Origin of the sequence: Cupriavidus sp. SK-4, from assembly GCF_000611125.1 — a bacterium.
Lineage (GTDB): Bacteria > Pseudomonadota > Gammaproteobacteria > Burkholderiales > Burkholderiaceae > Cupriavidus > Cupriavidus necator.
Genome location: NZ_JFJW01000045.1, coordinates 21,690 through 38,345 on the forward strand (window position 1 = coordinate 21,690; position 16,656 = coordinate 38,345).

Annotated in this window: 11 protein-coding genes; 4 read left to right on the plus strand and 7 right to left on the minus strand. The window is 63.4% G+C overall.

What is annotated here, in order from left to right:
- The first annotated feature begins 12 nt into the window (after positions 1 to 12).
- Complete coding sequence (locus CF68_RS09220) at positions 13 to 774, plus strand: cupin domain-containing protein (RefSeq protein ID WP_035817740.1); 762 nt, start codon at positions 13 to 15, stop codon at positions 772 to 774.
- A gap of 53 nt (positions 775 to 827) precedes the next feature.
- Entirely contained in the window at positions 828 to 1,820 is a 993-nt protein-coding gene (locus CF68_RS09225; protein ID WP_035817741.1) for a tripartite tricarboxylate transporter substrate binding protein, read from the plus strand.
- Positions 1,821 to 1,871: 51 nt separating this feature from the next.
- On the opposite strand, the gene CF68_RS09230 is transcribed toward CF68_RS09225, so the two are convergent.
- The 7 genes from CF68_RS09230 to CF68_RS09260 all read right to left on the minus strand — a co-directional run bounded on the left by CF68_RS09230 (position 1,872) and on the right by CF68_RS09260 (position 12,839).
- Positions 1,872 to 2,972, minus strand: a complete 1,101-nt coding sequence (locus CF68_RS09230; protein WP_035817744.1) for a transporter — start codon at positions 2,970 to 2,972, stop codon at positions 1,872 to 1,874.
- Between the two features lie 189 nt (positions 2,973 to 3,161).
- On the minus strand, positions 3,162 to 4,817 hold the full coding sequence (locus tag CF68_RS09235; protein ID WP_035817746.1) for a bifunctional 3-(3-hydroxy-phenyl)propionate/3-hydroxycinnamic acid hydroxylase: 1,656 nt from the start codon (positions 4,815 to 4,817) through the stop codon (positions 3,162 to 3,164).
- A 34-nt stretch (positions 4,818 to 4,851) separates the two neighbouring features.
- Entirely contained in the window at positions 4,852 to 6,897 is a 2,046-nt protein-coding gene (locus tag CF68_RS09240) for an acyl-CoA synthetase (RefSeq protein ID WP_235205712.1), read from the minus strand.
- Entirely contained in the window at positions 6,812 to 7,834 is a 1,023-nt protein-coding gene (locus CF68_RS09245; protein ID WP_035817750.1) for an alcohol dehydrogenase catalytic domain-containing protein, read from the minus strand. Before CF68_RS09245 ends, CF68_RS09240 begins: the two co-directional genes overlap by 86 nt.
- Positions 7,831 to 8,787, minus strand: coding sequence for a fumarylacetoacetate hydrolase family protein (locus tag CF68_RS09250; protein ID WP_013959837.1), 957 nt, complete (start codon positions 8,785 to 8,787; stop codon positions 7,831 to 7,833). The genes CF68_RS09245 and CF68_RS09250 overlap by 4 nt, the downstream gene beginning before the upstream one ends.
- Before the next feature lie 49 nt (positions 8,788 to 8,836).
- Entirely contained in the window at positions 8,837 to 9,979 is a 1,143-nt protein-coding gene (locus CF68_RS09255; RefSeq protein WP_035817752.1) for a VOC family protein, read from the minus strand.
- 1,462 nt (positions 9,980 to 11,441) lie between these two features.
- Entirely contained in the window at positions 11,442 to 12,839 is a 1,398-nt protein-coding gene (locus CF68_RS09260) for a replication initiation protein (RefSeq protein WP_013959839.1), read from the minus strand.
- Positions 12,840 to 14,199: 1,360 nt separating this feature from the next.
- Between CF68_RS09260 and CF68_RS09265 the strand changes: the two genes are divergently transcribed.
- Positions 14,200 to 15,411, plus strand: a complete 1,212-nt coding sequence (locus CF68_RS09265) for a ParA family protein (protein ID WP_013958495.1) — start codon at positions 14,200 to 14,202, stop codon at positions 15,409 to 15,411.
- Complete coding sequence (locus CF68_RS09270) at positions 15,408 to 16,379, plus strand: ParB/RepB/Spo0J family partition protein (protein ID WP_035817758.1); 972 nt, start codon at positions 15,408 to 15,410, stop codon at positions 16,377 to 16,379. The genes CF68_RS09265 and CF68_RS09270 overlap by 4 nt, the downstream gene beginning before the upstream one ends.
- The last annotated feature ends 277 nt before the right edge of the window (positions 16,380 to 16,656 follow it).

The following is a 16,656-nucleotide window of genomic DNA, read 5'->3' on the forward strand; positions in this document are numbered from 1 at the left end:
GGAGACATCGGTATGACATCACCCTTTGTACGGAGGGCCACTGACGTGGCCGCATACGCACCGGCCAACCACACGGGAACGGCGAACCAGCGCATCATCGGCAAGGAGACTGTCGGCGCGCGCCGGCTCGAGGTCCTGCTGGGCACGATATCGCGGGGCCATGGCGCGTTGCCGCATGCACACCCGAACCTCGAGCAGGCGTCGTTCCTGCTCGCCGGCGAGGGTCTCGGCGAACTACCGGGAAAGCAGCGCGTCTTGCGCGCAGGGGACTGGAGCTTCAATGCGGCCGGCGTCTTCCATCGCTTCGAGGTCATCAGCGACGAACCGGTGCAGGTGATGGTGGTCTACGCGCCGCCGTACAGCGAGAACCCGAACGCAGCAGTGACTGCGACCGGCCCGGACGATCCGCGCCTTCAGGCCGGTGCCGCCGAGGTCCGCGACGTTCCCGCCAGCACCGAACCGATCGCCCTGCCGCACTACCGTGGCGCGCTCGCCAGGCCGGTCATCACACGCCAGACCGTCGATTCCCGGTTTCTCGACATTTACATGGTCGATCTTGCTGCCGATGGCGGCGCCGAGCCGCACAGGCTTGGCGAGACCGAGCAGGTGCTCTACGTGCGTGGCGGCACGATTCACGGTCGCATCGAAGGCGAGCGCTTTGCCGCCGGGACTGGGGAGTGGGTCTACGTTCCCGACGGTGCGGAGCTCAGCCTCGAATCGGCAGACGGGACGTGCGAGCTGATTGTCATTCGCGCACACGATCCGCTGTCCTGACGCAAGCGCGGCCAAGTCAATCCATCAGATCCCGGGATGCGGGAGGAGACAAGATGATCCAGCGATTTCCCCGGCGACGCATGCTCGCCCTGCTGTCCGGACTGGCAGCTGCCTCAGCGGCCCCGCAATGGGTGTGGGCAACCGGCCCGAACGAGTATCCGGAAAAACCAATTCGTGTCGTGGTGCCGTTCCCTGCAGGCAGTGGCACGGACAACATCGCGCGCTACATCGCGCGGACCATCACGGCCCAGACCGGACAGACCGTCGTCGTGGAAAACCGCCCCGGTGCCAACGGGTTCATCGCGGCCACGGCGGTCGCGACGGCGCCCGGAGATGGGTACACGATGCTGATCACGACAAATACCACCCACGCGGCCAATGCGTCCCTGTTCAGGAAGCTGCCCTATGATCCCATCAAGGACTATGCGCCGGTTTCGCTGATCGCCAAGAGCGGATTGGTCCTGGTGGTGCCATCCGACAGCCCGGTGCAGAAGGTGTCAGAACTGACCACGCTGGCGAAAAGCCGGCAAGGCAAGATGACCTTCGCCAGCGGCAGTTCTTCCACCCGGGTCGCCAGTGAGCTCTACAAGATGATGAGCGGCTCATCGGCACTGCATGTGCCCTACAAGGGCGTGCCGCAGGGCCTGACCGACTTGATGGGCCACCAGGTGGACTTCATGATTTCCGACATCAATCCGGCCCTGCCCCTGATTCAGAACGGCAAGCTGCGCGCGGTCGCCGTGACCACGTCCAGCCGCCATCCCCTGCTCGGCAATGTCCCGACCATGGCGGAAAGCGGCCTGCCGGGGTACGAGATGACGGCCTGGGTTGCTGCCTTCTTTCCTGCCAATACGCCAAAGCCGGTGGTCGCGCGGATGAGCCAGCTGATTCGACAGGGGTTGACGAACCCGGCGGCTACTGAATACTTCAGCCGGACAGGAGGCCAACCCTCCCCATCGACGCCAGAAGAGCTGGCCGCGTTCGTGCGCGGCGAGACCGTGAAATGGGCTGAGGTGATCAAAGCCGCCGGCATTCAGCCGGAATGACCGGCGCCGTCGGGGAGCGCCGGGAATACTCGGCCGGCCCCCTGGCGGCAGTCAGAACATCCGGATCAGTCGGACCTGGGTAAAGTTTCCGTGCTTGGCATTGCGCGACGATGTCGTCGCCATGTACTGCACGGTCAATGCCACATCGACCACCGGGATCATCGTCGTGAAGAACGCCCCCAGGTTGTTGGAACGGAGACGGCTTGCGCCCAGCGGATTGTTCTCGTCGTCCTGGTACTGCTGGATCCGGATCCCATGCACGCCCACCACCCCGATCGGCGTTTTGTACCCGGCAGCCAGCTCCACGCCGAACCAGTTGCCGCTGCGTACATCGTTGTCCCGGTTGCGGCTGTTCAGGCCCGCGGATACCTTGGCTGCGAAGGCCAGGTTCGATGTGGGCAGGTAGGCCACCTGGATGGCAGGGCGCACCGTGTAGAAGTTGCCGTTGCCGATATCCGGGCCGGCGTCGGCGCTGTACTTCCCCGTCGGCACCACCAGCGCAGCGCTGCCCAGCACCCGCAACTTGTCGCCCACGTAGTGCCAGCCGGCGATGAGCTCGACGTCCCCGAGACCGCTGACGTCGCCGCTTTCGCTCGCGCCCTGCGCCTTGAGCGCGCCCTGGTACTGGCTGCTGAATTGCCCTTGCACGGCGCTCTGCACGTCGGCCGGAACCGCGGGACTCCAGTTGAGCACCGGCGTGGCGCCGCTCGTGCTGATTGACTGAGATTTCCTGGCGAATGGAACGTCGACGGCAAAGGCCAGCCGCCCGCCGCCATACTGCTCGCTGGTGATATAGCCGAGCACGAGGTCCCAGCGCGTCATGGTGCCGGAGGCTGGAATCTCTACCGTGCCACGCGAATAAGAGGGATAAAGGGCCGACGGCGTCGGCTTGGGCAAGGCAACGGTGCCCCCCGGAAGGCTCTGGGTCAGCTGCCCGCCATCGTCCCCGGTCACCTTGCTGACACTGACGTAGGTGGCGGCGAGCGCGCTGATAATGCCGGTCTGGTTGGGCGGCGCAAACATCTCGCCGCCCAGGCTACCGGCGAGGTTGTAGCGCGGCTCGAAGCCCTCCGCCCCCCATCCCGCGCAAGACCACGCAAGCATGGTCCATGAGACGACGGAGCGAAGCGCGTCCGCTGTTCTCGTTGCCATCTTTGTCTCCTCCGGCATCAAAGCCGTTTTGCTTTATTTTTTGACGAGCCGGGATCGACCCTTGCCTCGACCGGGGCCGGTGTGTTCGCCCGCGGTTATCGCGGGATGCCTCTGGTCGGACGGGGCGTCATCGCCAGCACATCGCTGGCGCGCGGGTGCGCACGCCAAAGCGATCAGGTCAGACCAATGTCAGCCTGCGGCGCGCAACGCGCGCGCCATGCCGTCTGGCAAGGGGCTTCCCTCTCCCAGCATTGCCAGCGACTCTCGGACGATGTCGTCGACGGCTTCGAGCGGGCCGTCGTGCAGCACGGTGCGGTCGGGACGCACGACCGCGATCCAGCCGACGGGTGCGGCCCCCGGGATAAGCTGGTCCGACATGTCCTCCCAGGAATGTCCGTCCTGCCGCTCGTGCGCCTGGAGCGGCCCATGCTCGCCTTGTCCGCAATGGCGCAGCTGCATGATGGCGCCGCCTGCCTGCCGCCATGCCGCCAGGAGGCTACGGTCGAGCATCGGCGCGGGATCGCAGCCGAATCCCGCCAGCACGAGCCGCGCCCCGAGCGCATCGTCGCTCGGCACGATGGGTGCCCCCGGCCTGCGGCGCACAAGCGCTTGCGGCAGCAGACCGCCGCGCACCAGCCTCGCGCGCGTCTTGCCGCGCTGGAACAGGCCGCGCCTGAAACGCGCCGGCGGCTTGATCTTCAGGTCCTCGAAGAAGGCTCGAGCCCAGGGCATGCGCTGCATCAGCGCCATCGCGCCATGGACGGCAAATGCCGCCAGCCGGTTGCGCGGCATCACCAGCCGGCCCATCAGGAGCGCCAGGTTGATGATGGAGCGGGCGTGTGGGCGCCGCTCGGTGTCGTAGGTTTCAAGAATGGCGGGCGTCGCCCTTCCCTGCACGACCCAGGCGAGCTTCCAGCACAGGTTGGCCACGTCGCGCAGCCCGGCGACGAGCCCCTGGCCGACGAAGGGCGGCGTGATATGCGCGGCGTCGCCCACCAGGAACGCCCTACCCTTGGAGAAACGATCGACGATGCGCGCATGGAACCGGTAGACCGCTGTGCGCTCGATCGTGATGTCCTCCGGCTTGCACCAGGGGGCGAGCAGCTCGCGGATCTTGTCAGGCGATTCCATCTGTTCACGCGTCTCGCCGGGCTGCAGCATGAACTCCCAGCGTTGCCTGCCGCCCGGGGCAACCATGTGCGGCGTAGGCCGGCGCGGGTCGCACAGGAATTCGACATGGTCTATCGGGTTGGGCACGTTCAGGGCGTCGACGACCAGCCAGTCCTGCGTGAAGGTCTTGCCTTCGAAGGCAAGGCCGGCGTGGCGCCGCACGAAAGAATTGGCGCCGTCCGCGCCCACGATATAGCGCGCGCGCACGGTGGCCGTGTCACCGCCGGGAAGGCACACAGTGGCGCGCACCGTTTCGCCGTCGTCGTCGAAACCGGTGAGATCGGCGCCAAGCGCGATGCTCACGCAGGGATAGCGGCTCAAGCGGGCGCGCAAGGCGCGTTCGAGATCTGGCTGATAGAACGTGACCAGTCGCGGGTGGCAGTCCATGGTGCCGGCTGTGTTGGCACGCGCGTATCTGCCGAACAGCGGCGAATGCATCTGCACCTTGGCAATGGCCAGCGTTTCGAACGCGCCTTCCTCGAGCCCTGCCATCTGCAAGATGCGCAGCGCTTCGTTATCGAGCACGATGGCCCGGGGCGCGGTGAAAATATCAGCGGCCTTGTCGATGGCCAGGGTACGGACGCCGTAGCGTCCGAGCAGGTTGGCCGCGGTGGCGCCGACCGGGCCCAGGCCCACCAGCAAGACGTCGACCTGCTCGGGCAATGTGGTATTCATGAGCGGTTTCTCTACGGGAGGGGACTCGGCGCGTTCACACCGGGCCGTTGAAGTCGAGCGGGAACGGAAACCGTCCGAGCAGATCCTGCACGCGCGCGACGTCCGGGGCGGGGCATTGGACGAAGGCGACGGTGCCGCGCCGGATATCCGGCCCCACGCGCACGCTGGCGGCCGTGCCGGCCTGCGCCAGGATCTCTCGGAACACTTGCCCGGCAGCGCGCATGCGCAGCTCCGCCCGGGCCACCTTGCCGACGGAAGTCAGCGGCATCTCCTGCAGGATGTCGATCCGCACCGGCACTGCAGCGCGTTCCGGCACGAGGTTGCGCGCGGCCGCGAGCAATTCGTCGGCAGCCGGGGTGAAGCCTGGCTTGAGCGTGACGTAGGCGACTGGCAACTCCCCGCTGTGCGCATCCGGCTGGCCGACCGCGGCCGCCATTGCCACGGCCGGATGCTGCAGCAGCGCGTCCTCGATCATCGCCGGATCGATGTTGTGGCCGCCGCGGATGATCAGTTCCTTGGCACGGCCGGTCAGATGCAGATAGCCGTCGGCATCGAGATGGCCGAGGTCGCCGGTATTGAGCCATCCCGGCCTGAGCCAGATGCCACCATTGTCTTGCTCGCGCAGATAGCCGGGAAACACATTGGGGCCGTTGATGCCGATGACGCCGGTTTCGCCCGGCGCGCAAGGCTCGGTGGCGTGGCCGGAGCCGTCGACCTTCCAGGCGCCGATTGCCTGGTGCGGCAGGCGCAGGCCGACCGTGCCGAGGCGACGTTCGCCCTGCGGCGGATTGAGGGCCGAGACGCACGCGCCTTCGGTCAGACCGTAGCCCTCGTACAGCGGAATGCCAGCGGCGGCTTCGAAGCGCCGCGCAACCTCGGCCGGCAGCGGCGCGGCGCCGCAAAAGGCGAAGCGCAACGACGCAATGTCGGCGCCTTCCCGCGGCAGCTCGGCCAGCGCGGCGTAGATCGTCGGCACGCCGCTGAAGCTGGTGGCGCGGAACCGTTCGACCAGCTTCCAGAAGTTCGGCATCACGCCCTGGCCCCGATAGCCGGCGGGCGTCAGCATCACGACCTCCCAGCCGCCATGGAATGCGGCAAGGCCGGTGATCATCGCGCCGTTCACGTGGAACAGTGGGAGGCCGCACAGGATCGTGTTTGGCGACGGGATCAGCGCCTTGAGCATCGACGCGACGAAGACTTCATTGAGATGCGTGTGCGTCGCGACTTTGGGCAGGCCGGTAGTACCGCCGGTATGGAAATGCGAGCAGAGGTCAGTCGCCAGGATGCGGCGCTTCGAAACCAGCGTGTCCGACGGCTCGGCCGCCAGCGCCTGGTCGAAGCCGACCATCTTCACGTCCGCGCGGCATGGCCTTGACGCCGTGTCGAAGGCCGCGTCGACCCGCGCACGCTGCGCGGCAGGAAGATACGGCGCAGCGCTGACGACGAACAGGGTCCGCACCGATGGGCAACGGTCGGCCACGGCGACGGCTTTGTCCCACAGCGCGCTGTCAGAGACCGGGGCGCAGGCGACCAGCGCTTGCGCGCCTGTCTCATTGACGATGGCGGCGACATAGTCGACCTCCAGCATCGGGTTGATGGGACTGGCGATGCCGGCAGCCTGCGCGCCCAGCAAGGCGTAATGGGTCTGGGGCAGATTGGGCAGCAGCAACGCCACCGCCGTGCCGGTGGTAATGCCGGCGCGGTGAAAGGCGTTGGCCGCTTGCGTCACGCGCGCCTTGAGGGTTGCGTAATCGACGACAAAGTCTGGCGCGTCAGCCTCCCCGGTCATGACGAAGCGCAACGCGGTCTTGTCCGGATGACTGTCGCAGGCACGGCACAGCAGTTCGTAGGTGTTCTGCGCGGGCAGTTTTTCCTGCCAGGGCGTGCGTTCGAATTCGTCGATATCGGCCTGGGTCCGGATGCCGCCGGTACGCATCCCGCGGTCGTTTATGTTATGGGGCATGCTTGTCTCCTTGTGGTGGCGCTGTCTTTTTCTAGAGTTCCCCTGGCAGCAGGACGGCCCGCCGGGGTTGGCCTTGCCCGACGTGCAGGAACGCCTGCCCGGCCTGGCTGAGCGCAAAAGTCTTAACCTCGGCGGGCGCCAGCGCCGCCGCGCAATCGGCCAGTGCCTGCAAGGCCGAAGGGTTCGGGCGGAAGGTCGTCCACCCATAGCGCGCGCCCTTCGCTATCAGCCCCCGTTTGCCACGCTTGCCAACCAGCGTGGCCACCCCGCCTCTGAACAGTCCCAGCCGGTCGAAGTTGCCGAGCAGCGGATGTACCGTGGTCGCATGACCGGCCGCGTCGGGCGCCAGCCGGCGCAGCAGGTCCGCTTCGTCATCCCAGTTGGCGAAATTCAGGGTGGCGGCGAAATGCCGCGGCAGGCTCGCCAGCGACTGGCGGTGGCGATCGACGAGTACGTCAGCGCCAGCGGCCAGGCAGGCAACGAGTCCTTTACCTCCGCCGACAGCGGTAACACTCGCTCCCAGCCTGCGCAGCAACCAGACCGCGATCTGGCCCAGGCCACCGGTTGCGCCGTGCACGAGCACGGGACGCCCGTTCACGGTCTCGCGGCAGATCCCGGCGTCGGCGAACGCGCGCGTCACGGTCAGGAAGTTGTACGGTAGCGTCGCCAGGGCGGCGGCCGGGATGGACGACGGCCTCAGGCGAGCGTGTTCGGCGCGCATGGCGACATGGGTGGCATGCGTGCCCGCACTCGATGGCGGCTTGGCGCCGAACACGGCATCGCCTTCGCGCAGCCCGGTCACACCCTGGCCCACCGCGCAAACCGTCCCGACAAAATCGTTACCGAGCACGAGCGGCATGCGCGCCGCGCCCATCAGAGAGAAAAGCCTGCTGCCGTAGCCGCCGCGGCGGCGCACATCGATGGGATTGACCGCCGCGGCCTCCACTTGCACCACGATCTCGCCCTGGCGCGGCTGCGGGCGGGGCGCCGGGCGCAGCCGCAACGCGAACGCATCGCCAAAGCCGTCGATGGCGGCGATATAGCTGTCGCTCATGCCGCCACCACCCGATTGCGCTGCTCGCCCAGGTCGATGGCGCCGTCGTCGGTGCGGATCGAGGCGGTCATGATGTCGCCCGGCCGCAGGTAAGCCGGGTTGGACAAGCCCTTCTTGATGAAGAGGCGCCACTTCGCACTCTCGGACAGCAAATGCCGGAACACCCACATCGCCAGCTTGCCAGGCGCACGGGCGGCGCAGCCGGCCGGCGTGCCGGTGGCGATCAGATCGCCGGCTTGCAGGTCGTGCAGCGCGGACATCTCGGTAAGCGTCTGGTGCGGCTTGAAAATCATGTCGCCGCAATAGGCGTCCTGGCGGGGCTGCCCGTTGACATGCAGCTGCATGCGGAACGCGGGCCAGCGCCGCCATTCCTCCTTGTCCAACAGCACCAGGAAAGGCCCGACCGGGCCGAAGCTGCGGTAGCTCTTGCCCTTGTAGAACTGGGCCTGCGGCAGCTGGACGTCGCGCGCCGAAATGTCGTTGACGATGGTCACGCCAGCGAGGTACTCGTGCAGCTGGTCCGGCCCGACCTGGACCGCCTCGCTCAGCGGCTTGCGCACCACGAGACCAAGCTCGATTTCGTAGTCGAGCAGATGCACATGCGCCGGCCGCACCACGTCGGCGTCGGCGGGCGCAAGGCAGGACGGGGCCTTGGTGAACAGGGTGTTGAAGCCGATCTTGTCAGGGTCCATGCCGGACTCACGCACATGGCTGGCGTAGTTGATGCCCTGGCACAGGAACTGGCGGTCAGACGTGACCGGCGGCAGCAGCGTGACGGCGTCGAGCGGCAGCGTGGCCTGGCCGGGGGTGCTGCGCCACGCGGCTTCGAGGCCGTTCGTGACGAAGTCGGCGGTGCTGGCAGAGCCGCAAGACAGGGGCGCGATGCGGCGGTCGTGGACCACACCCCAGCAGGGTTCGCCGCCGTGGAGATATCGGACGACTTTGACGGACATTTGCTTTCCTTGACGTGAGGGGGGTTCGTAGAGGGGCGGATGCGCAGGCTCAGAGCCAGGGCCGCGCCTGGGTCATCGCGCGGCCAAGCAGCTTCAGCCGCGCGGCCGAGAGCTGGCCGGCGCGCAGCAGCCGCGCAACCCGGAACACCGTGGCGAGATTGCGCTTGACACCCATGCTGGCGGGGACGTCGTCGCCCCATGCCCAGATGCCGGACATTTCCAGCGGCACGTAGTGGGTTTCCCGGTCGGCGGTGAAGACATCACCGTCGGCGTAGTGCTCGAATTCCATGCCGTCCGGATCGAACCAGTAATCGAACAGCTGACTGCCGAGCACATGGCGCCCGATACCCCACATATGGCGGTGGCCATTCGCGCGCAGCACGTTGTTGCCCTGGCCGAGCGCGTCGAGGTCGAGCACCTCGTATGCGCTGTGCTCGTATTTCTCCTCGATGCCGCCGGCGAGCACGAAGGCGTGATGGTCCGCGGGCGTGCTGCCGAGGTCCAGGCGGAAGAAGCAGAGATTGGGAGACCCGTCCTCCAGATACTGGACATCGGTCGGGATCAGGCCGAGATGACGCATATACCAGCGCGCCATGCCGGGAAAGTCGACGGTCTGGAGCACGACGTGGCCGAGCTTGACCACGGCCGCGGGCTCCAGCGGCGGCCGGACCGTAGCATTCACCCGCCGAAGCTGTCCCGGGTCGTTGGTGAGCGAATGCAGCGGGTCCCGCAATGGCAGCGGGTCGACCGGCTGCTGGCCGGTCCCCAGCCACAGTAAGTTCCCGGCGGGGTCGGTCAGTTCGACGCCGGCGCCGCCGCCCGGAATCTCGTCTGCCTGGAGGCGGCGCGCATTCGCGTTGGCCTCGAGGTAGTCCAGGTCTGCCTCGCTGCGCACCGAAAAGGCCGCGCCGACATAACGCGAGCGCTGCCCTGGCGTCGCGAGCATCAGGCACGGCTGGGGGCCGGCGCCGCGCATCAACAGCCGGCTGCCGGTGCGCGACACGCAACGCATGCCGAAATCCGTCAGGAAGGTCTGCGTCGCGCGCAGGTCGCGCTTCTCGAACATCAGGAAGGCAAGCGCCTGGGCCTTGACCAGGGCTTCGGGCCGGTCGAGCTTCTGGACGAAGGCAGGCAGCGCACTTTCGGGGAAAGCCGGCGGCGTGCGCAGCACGCTGCGGGGCGGACGGGTCATGGCGTCTCCAATGGCCGGGCGCCGCCATAGGTGGCACCCGATGTTTGACGACATTATCGTCAGCCTGACGTTTTAGTCAATATCAAAGAGACGAGCAGACCTTTGCCCGCAGCCGCTTGCGACGTGTGCTTCATTCGGCGTGATTCGCGGGCGGCCCGCGTTATTGTGATGCTGTTTCGTCAAGCTTTTTCTCTCACAACACCAAGGCAAAAGGCCAATTGCGGCAACGGTTTGCGAGCAGCCACGCAGTGGCTTCATGGCTTGACCAGCGGTCAGGAGCCAACTAGGCGCCGGTAGAAGGAAATCGTAAGGTCCATCGCTTCGCGCTAGGCCTGAGTGGTGAAATCGATAGACACAAGGGACTTGAACAATTTGAGCCTTTGGGGGGGAACGCCCGAAGTGAGGCCCGTCAAAGTCGGCGGGAGCCCTGGATGCTGCGGCATCCGAGCCAACGCCGAGCCAAGCCTCTACGGCGGGGCAGGTGTAGAGAGCAGACGGCGGGCACCGTTCGCAGCCATCGCGGAGAATAGTGCCGAGCACTACGGCCAGCTGCCGAGTGCCCCAAGCTCATCGATCGCCGGCCTCGCTGGCGAACTGCGCATTAGATCTCGGCCCCGACGATCCGGTGGACGATACGCATATGAAACAGGTTCACTAGGCGACAGCAACGGGGTCAAGTAACGGCGTCAAGGGGCAGCCTTGGGCGTAGCAAAAAGAGGGCCGAAGCCCCCGAGATCAGAGCAGGCCTCGCTCGGCGAAGTAATGGGGCTGTTGCGACATGATCGTGCTCCGGTTGCTCGGGCGGAATTGCCCGGAACCGGCGCCAGCACGGCGCAGCGCGAGCCGTCAGAGGGGCGAGGACGGCCACGGCCGCAAGCGCCAAAGGCACGCAGCCCTTGACGGCGAGAACGTCGCGATACGGTGAAGGAAACAGCAAGACCGCCCTCCCCCCTTCGGCAGAAACCGCGGACTGGCAAGCGCAGCGCGCAGGGCCGAAGGCGTCAGCCCTCAATGGGGACCTCGCTTCGACCTCGATATCTCCCTAGGTGGCATGGGCCAAGGCTGCGCAAAGTGCGTCTGCCATGTCGCGAATCCTTACCCTAATCCACAAATTAGCTATGCTGCTACGCCCACACCAATCGTCCGCCGGCGGCGATGGCCTGAGGGAAAGTCTATGGCAAGCTTTGGGCCGGCCGCCTCGACGGCGCATGAGCGTGGCGAGCCAGTCCAAGCTCGGAGAGATCTGGCCCAGGACGACAAGCCCGCTCCGAAGCCCGCGAATTTACTTCGGATCCACAGCTCGCCGGATAGCTGTGCCTCGCCAGAGGCGAGAGGCGCGGCCCGCATCCCCGACGGCAGCGCGCCGGGATGCACTTGCTAGCCTCGCGGAGATCGAACATCGCGCCGCGCAATAGTTGTTTTGCGCGCTAACACGATCAGCCAGGCAGGAAAGCTGCGGCCTTCAGGCGCGCAAGGAGGCCATACGCCCAAACACAAATTGGCCCAGGTACCATGCCAACTCTGAATTCGCCAGGATGATGTCTTCGGATACGGACGATGCCTCCAGCCTCATCCGCTTCAACACAAGCTTGCCCTCGCGCGAGGCCAACCATGCCCGGACAAAATCCCCTCGCGCTTTGGTATCCGCTGCCCCGAAGTGTTCGCGCCCTTGCCGCGATTCTTCATTCATGCGAGTGCGGGTCTCGTCTTCACGCGAGGCAACACTGCGCTCCACGCTGGTCTTGACGGCGATCTTCGCGGCGTCCTTCTGTTCTTCCTCGACAAGCAGCTTGGTCTGGACCTGGACCATCGTGCGCTCAGCCTCTGACATGCGCCAATTGTCACGCAAGGCCTTCATCAAATAGCCTGCGGGACTCTTCTTGACCTGACCGCGATTGAGCTTGAAGCGCGTGTACTCGATCGCCTGCAGGATGCGATCATCATTCCATGTCTCGCGGTTCTCGGAGAGCTCGCCAAACTGCCGGGTTGAGAGGTTGAACTCTTCCTTAAGAATCTTATAGATCTGGCTGGCATCGGACAGGCTTGCCATGACAGCGTCGGCCGTGTCCTTACGCTTGAGGAGAAAGCGAATCCGGTCGACCTTCTTCGAGGAAGTGGACTCGGTCTTGGTCTCGTAGGACAGCTCGATGTCCGAGATCTCATTGATTTCGCGGACCGCAGGCTCCAGCCAGTCGCGCTTGAAGTATTTGAAGATGTTGGCATTCGCGCCCATCTTTCCCGGCCAGGTCCGCATCTCATCAAGTTTGATCCAGTCCGTACGCCCGTTGGGCACACTCGGCAAGACCTTGTCATAGATCGCACGCGCGAGACTGCGGGTAAATGCCGTTGAGATGCGAAGGCTGAGCCAATGAGACTTGCGGGGATCTCGAATATGCGGGATCAAACTGTGATGCACATCGAACCGGACGCGGCCGCGATGCATCGCCACCATGCCGATCAACTGGACCTGGACCCAGATATCGTTCTCATCTGGCTCCCGGTCTGACGGTGTATTGGTCACGCGAACCTTGGCGTTCTGCGCCTCGTCCGCGATAGTACGCAGGTGCTTCAGGTTCCGGCTGTCATAGCGCATCAACCACTTAAAGTAGTTCAGCTCGACATCGTATTGGTCAGGAACCTCCGGCTCTTGTGCCACGATGAAATACGCGGCATCCAGGAACCGTCGTGCCGCCAATCCCATGTTGACAATTTCCGTGAAGAAATTGTTGCGCTGATAGCCGATTTCACGGTTGGCCTCGTTGATGGGCATCCCGAGGTCAAACATGTCCTCAAACAATGCCAGCGCCATTTGGCGAGGCGTCGTCCTCGCTTTGACCTCCACCGGATTGTCCGTCTCCATACGCGTCTTCCCGCTCGTTTTATTGCTCGGGCGACTCTAGCATGTGATGGTGAGGTCCTGTCAACACAACAAACCTCACCTTCAGGTTGATCCGTCGGGCTGTCGGGTCAGCGTGGGTCAATGCGCACAATGAATCTCACCTGATGCACAACCAACCTCACCGATCTCCGTCACGCGAATCGTTCAAGCCTAGGACCAGCCTGGGCAAAGCGGACTTGTCCACAGGTGACGCACAATACATCTCACCTTCGGGGTGTTTGCACAATGAGCCTCACCTTGTCGGGGAATAGACCTCACCGTCATCACACAGTAAACCGCACCTTCGCAACACACGGAACCTCACCTTCGACACAGCTAACCTCACCTTTGAAAGGTTAAGTCCTTGATCAACAAGGATTTCGCAATTCTCTGTTTGTTAGTTGGGTGGTTTACTTCAAAAACATCCAACCAACACAACGCCGGCAGTCACGATGCGAACGGTGCGCGTCGGGATCGAGTTCTGCACACGTGCGTACCCATTTCTGCGTCCCGATTGATGTGATTTAACCGCGACTGCGCCGAAGCAATAGGATCGACGGACCTGTCCGACGCTACGAAGTTGGCAAGAGGATCGCTGGAAGTCCTGTAAGGACCCGCGCTCAGCCTCATGGTGAGGTTCTTTGTGCATGAGATGAAGGTGAGGTTTTTTGTGCTGGCGATTGCCGAGGTTAAACCTTGCACAATGAACCTCACCGTCCGATGAAAGGGTCTGGCCGCTCAAAGGATGGTGAGGTTGATTGTGCATCGGCTGGCACGTGCACCCCGCTCCCTGACTCCCAGCCCTGAAAAGGGCTGTCATTGCGACGAGCTGATGCTCCAGCACTAGACCATGCTGCAAAGCAGCACAAATAACCTCACCATCACTGTTCTTGCCTGACGGACTTCTTTGTCTGGGCCGTGTAAAGGTGAGGTCAATTGTGCGGAAACGCCGAGCAGGTGCCCTCCCCCATACCAAGCCCTGGGCAAGACTTTGGCTGGACGGGAACGAAGGTGAGTTTCATTGTGCCGGATTTCGGCGAGTTCACTTCTCCGGTTTTGCCGAACGGCACAAATGACCTCACCTTGCCGGCGCCCGAAAGGCGATGTAGCCATTGAAGGTGAGGTCATTTGTGTCACGCTTTGGGTCCGCCAATAAGTCGAGGGATCTCCCAGCGCTTATCGGGTACCTCATGTGAACCCCACGACGTCCCAAAACTGCCTAAAGCTTAGGCAAAATCGTTGTTTTCAAAGAAACTCTTATTCAAAATCAGCGATTTATGAGCCGTTGCTCATGGATTTCCTGTATTCTGAGCTTTCTCGAATTTTCCGGATAAACCTCAGAATGGTGAAAACGAGCCAACTTCCAGCAGTCGACCGAACTGTACCGCTAGAGCAGATATCTCAGTTCGCGGAAAGGGTCACCATTTTTACGGACGAACTTCGCGAGACGATTCTCGCACCGCGGCCGCGAAAAACCGCACCGATTTTTAAGACGGGGGAGATTGCAGACCTATGCAACATCTCCCACTCGCAAGTTCAGTACCTCGCGACCAAGGGCGATGGAGAATTGCCGCCAGGAAAGGCCGCCGGTACTGGGCGTACCCGGACCTTCACGCTGGAGGAGGCACGCATCTGGGTGCAGAAGGTCTCCGACATTTATCAGACGCCGCTCGTCACAGGCACGAGAGAGCCTGAAGGAAAAATCATTATCACCGCCCAGCTCAAGGGCGGCTCGGCCAAGACTACCACGACTATGTGTCTGGCTCAGGGGCTGACATTGCGTGGCCGAAAAGTCCTGGTTGTCGACCTGGATCCTCAGGCCTCGCTCTCGGAACTGTGTGGTTTGTATGCCGAGAAGGATGTCACGCCGGAAGACACGGTCTTGCCCTATATCTATGATCAGCAAATCGAAGGGGGACTACAGGGAAGCATCCAGTCAACCTATTGGGATGGCCTTGACTTGATTCCAGCGCACACCGAACTGATTGGGGCAGAGTTCCATCTGCCCGCGATGCAGAAAATCAAGCCTGGCTTTCGCTTCTGGACGGTGCTGAGGGAAGGGTTGGAGCCATTGCGCAAGCACTATGACTATATCCTCATGGATACGTCTCCCTCGCTTTCCTACATGAACCTGAACGCCTTGCTTGCGGCAGACGCGATGGTCATGCCGATGGTTCCTGAGAACCTGGACTTCATCAGCTCGCTGTCTTTCTGGCGCTTGTTTTCAGACGTCTCCAAAAGCTTCATCAAGTATGAAGCCGACAAGAAATACGACTTCGTCTCGTTGTTGCTCTCCAAGGTCGATTATGGGCGCACCTCGTCGGCACCCATCGTGCGTGCCTGGGCGCAGAGCGCTTATGAGAAGTGGCTGCATTCGATCGAAGTGCCGGCGAGTTCGGTGATGAGCACTGGGGCGCTGGCATTCTCGACGGTGTTCGACGTGAGTAGCACACATAGCGCGGCCAAGTCGCTGACCCGCGTGCGTCAGCCGATCATGGACTATTGCCGGTGGTTGGATGAGATCTACGCAGAAAAATGGAGGAGCGCGCAATGAGCAATATGCGAGAACAGCTGCTGGCTAAGACGGCGGGCATCCGCAAGACCTCGGCAATTAATCAGGACGAAGTCAAGCGTAGCGACCGAACCCAGACCGCGCCTGGCCTCACTGGGGCACTGGCCGTTGCGCAACTCCGTGTCCAGGAGTTGGAGGCAACCGGCGTCGCGTCGCAACTGGCTGTTGCTGATATTGTGCCGAACCCATGGCAGCCTCGGCGCGTGTTCAATGAACTCAAGCTGTCAGAGCTTGCAGAGTCCATTCGTGAGGTGGGGCTCATGCAGCCTATCGTGGTACGCCGCGCTGAATCCGGCTACCAGATTGTGGCAGGGGAGCGCCGCTGGCGCGCCCACAAAATGCTTGGGCTCGATACCGTCAAGGCCGTCGTCGTGGAGTGTTCTGATGCTGATATGGCGGTGCTCGCCATGGTCGAGAATATCAGCCGTGACGACCTTTCCGACTATGAAATTGCGCTGTCTGTCCGGCGGACAGAGAAGGAATTTCCGTCCCGCGTACGACTTGCGGAGGCGCTCGGCCTGTCCAAGAGCGGTCTCTATCGATTCCTTAGCTTCGCGCAGTTGCCAGATTTCGTGTTGAAGGATCTCGACCTTCAGCCGCGACTGCTTGGCGGAAGCGCGGCCGAAGCCATTGTCACAACGATTCGGAAGTATGGAGAAGCCGGCAACGATGCTGCGAAGGAGATTTGGCCGCTCGTAGCATCGGGAAAGATGGAGCAAGGTAAAGTCGCTGGCGCTATCAAAGCACTCGCAACCCGGCGCGCTTCGGCGCCAAGTTCCGCGAGTGAGCGAAGCATTGACAAGTTTTTTTCCGGCAAGGAACAGGCTGGTTCCATTACGAAGGACGTCAACGGCTTCACTGTGAAAATCAGAGCTGGGGTCCTGTCCGAGGCCCTGGAGACGCAAATCCGGCAGCTCATTAGCGAATCGTTTCACCACCAGCCCAAGTAAGTACAGCTTCAGGTAACCACGCCCGCTTCGAGCGGGCTTTTTTTTGCCCAACGCTCAGCATGGGCCACGCGCGCTGACCTTCCGAAGTTGGGACGGTCCCTGGCACGTCTTGGTGATCTTCCCAGTTTGGGGCGGTGCCAGGCGCGGCTCAATGATCTTCCCAAGTTGGGACGGTGCCCCGCACGGCTCACCAACCTTCCCAAGTTGGGACGGTGCCCCCCACGGCTCGCCGACCTTCCCAAATTGGGACGGTGCCCGGCGCGGCTCAATTGATCTT

What these genes read in the sequence shown, in the direction of transcription:
- CF68_RS09220 (WP_035817740.1), top strand. Translation starts at nt 13, where the DNA reads ATGACATCACCCTTTGTACGGAGGGCCACTGACGTGGCCGCATACGCA.
- CF68_RS09225 (WP_035817741.1), top strand. Translation starts at nt 828, where the DNA reads ATGATCCAGCGATTTCCCCGGCGACGCATGCTCGCCCTGCTGTCCGGA.
- CF68_RS09230 (WP_035817744.1), bottom strand. Translation starts at nt 2,972, where the DNA reads ATGGCAACGAGAACAGCGGACGCGCTTCGCTCCGTCGTCTCATGGACC.
- CF68_RS09235 (WP_035817746.1), bottom strand. Translation starts at nt 4,817, where the DNA reads ATGAATACCACATTGCCCGAGCAGGTCGACGTCTTGCTGGTGGGCCTG.
- CF68_RS09245 (WP_035817750.1), bottom strand. Translation starts at nt 7,834, where the DNA reads ATGAGCGACAGCTATATCGCCGCCATCGACGGCTTTGGCGATGCGTTC.
- CF68_RS09250 (WP_013959837.1), bottom strand. Translation starts at nt 8,787, where the DNA reads ATGTCCGTCAAAGTCGTCCGATATCTCCACGGCGGCGAACCCTGCTGG.
- CF68_RS09255 (WP_035817752.1), bottom strand. Translation starts at nt 9,979, where the DNA reads ATGACCCGTCCGCCCCGCAGCGTGCTGCGCACGCCGCCGGCTTTCCCC.
- CF68_RS09260 (WP_013959839.1), bottom strand. Translation starts at nt 12,839, where the DNA reads ATGGAGACGGACAATCCGGTGGAGGTCAAAGCGAGGACGACGCCTCGC.
- CF68_RS09265 (WP_013958495.1), top strand. Translation starts at nt 14,200, where the DNA reads ATGGTGAAAACGAGCCAACTTCCAGCAGTCGACCGAACTGTACCGCTA.
- CF68_RS09270 (WP_035817758.1), top strand. Translation starts at nt 15,408, where the DNA reads ATGAGCAATATGCGAGAACAGCTGCTGGCTAAGACGGCGGGCATCCGC.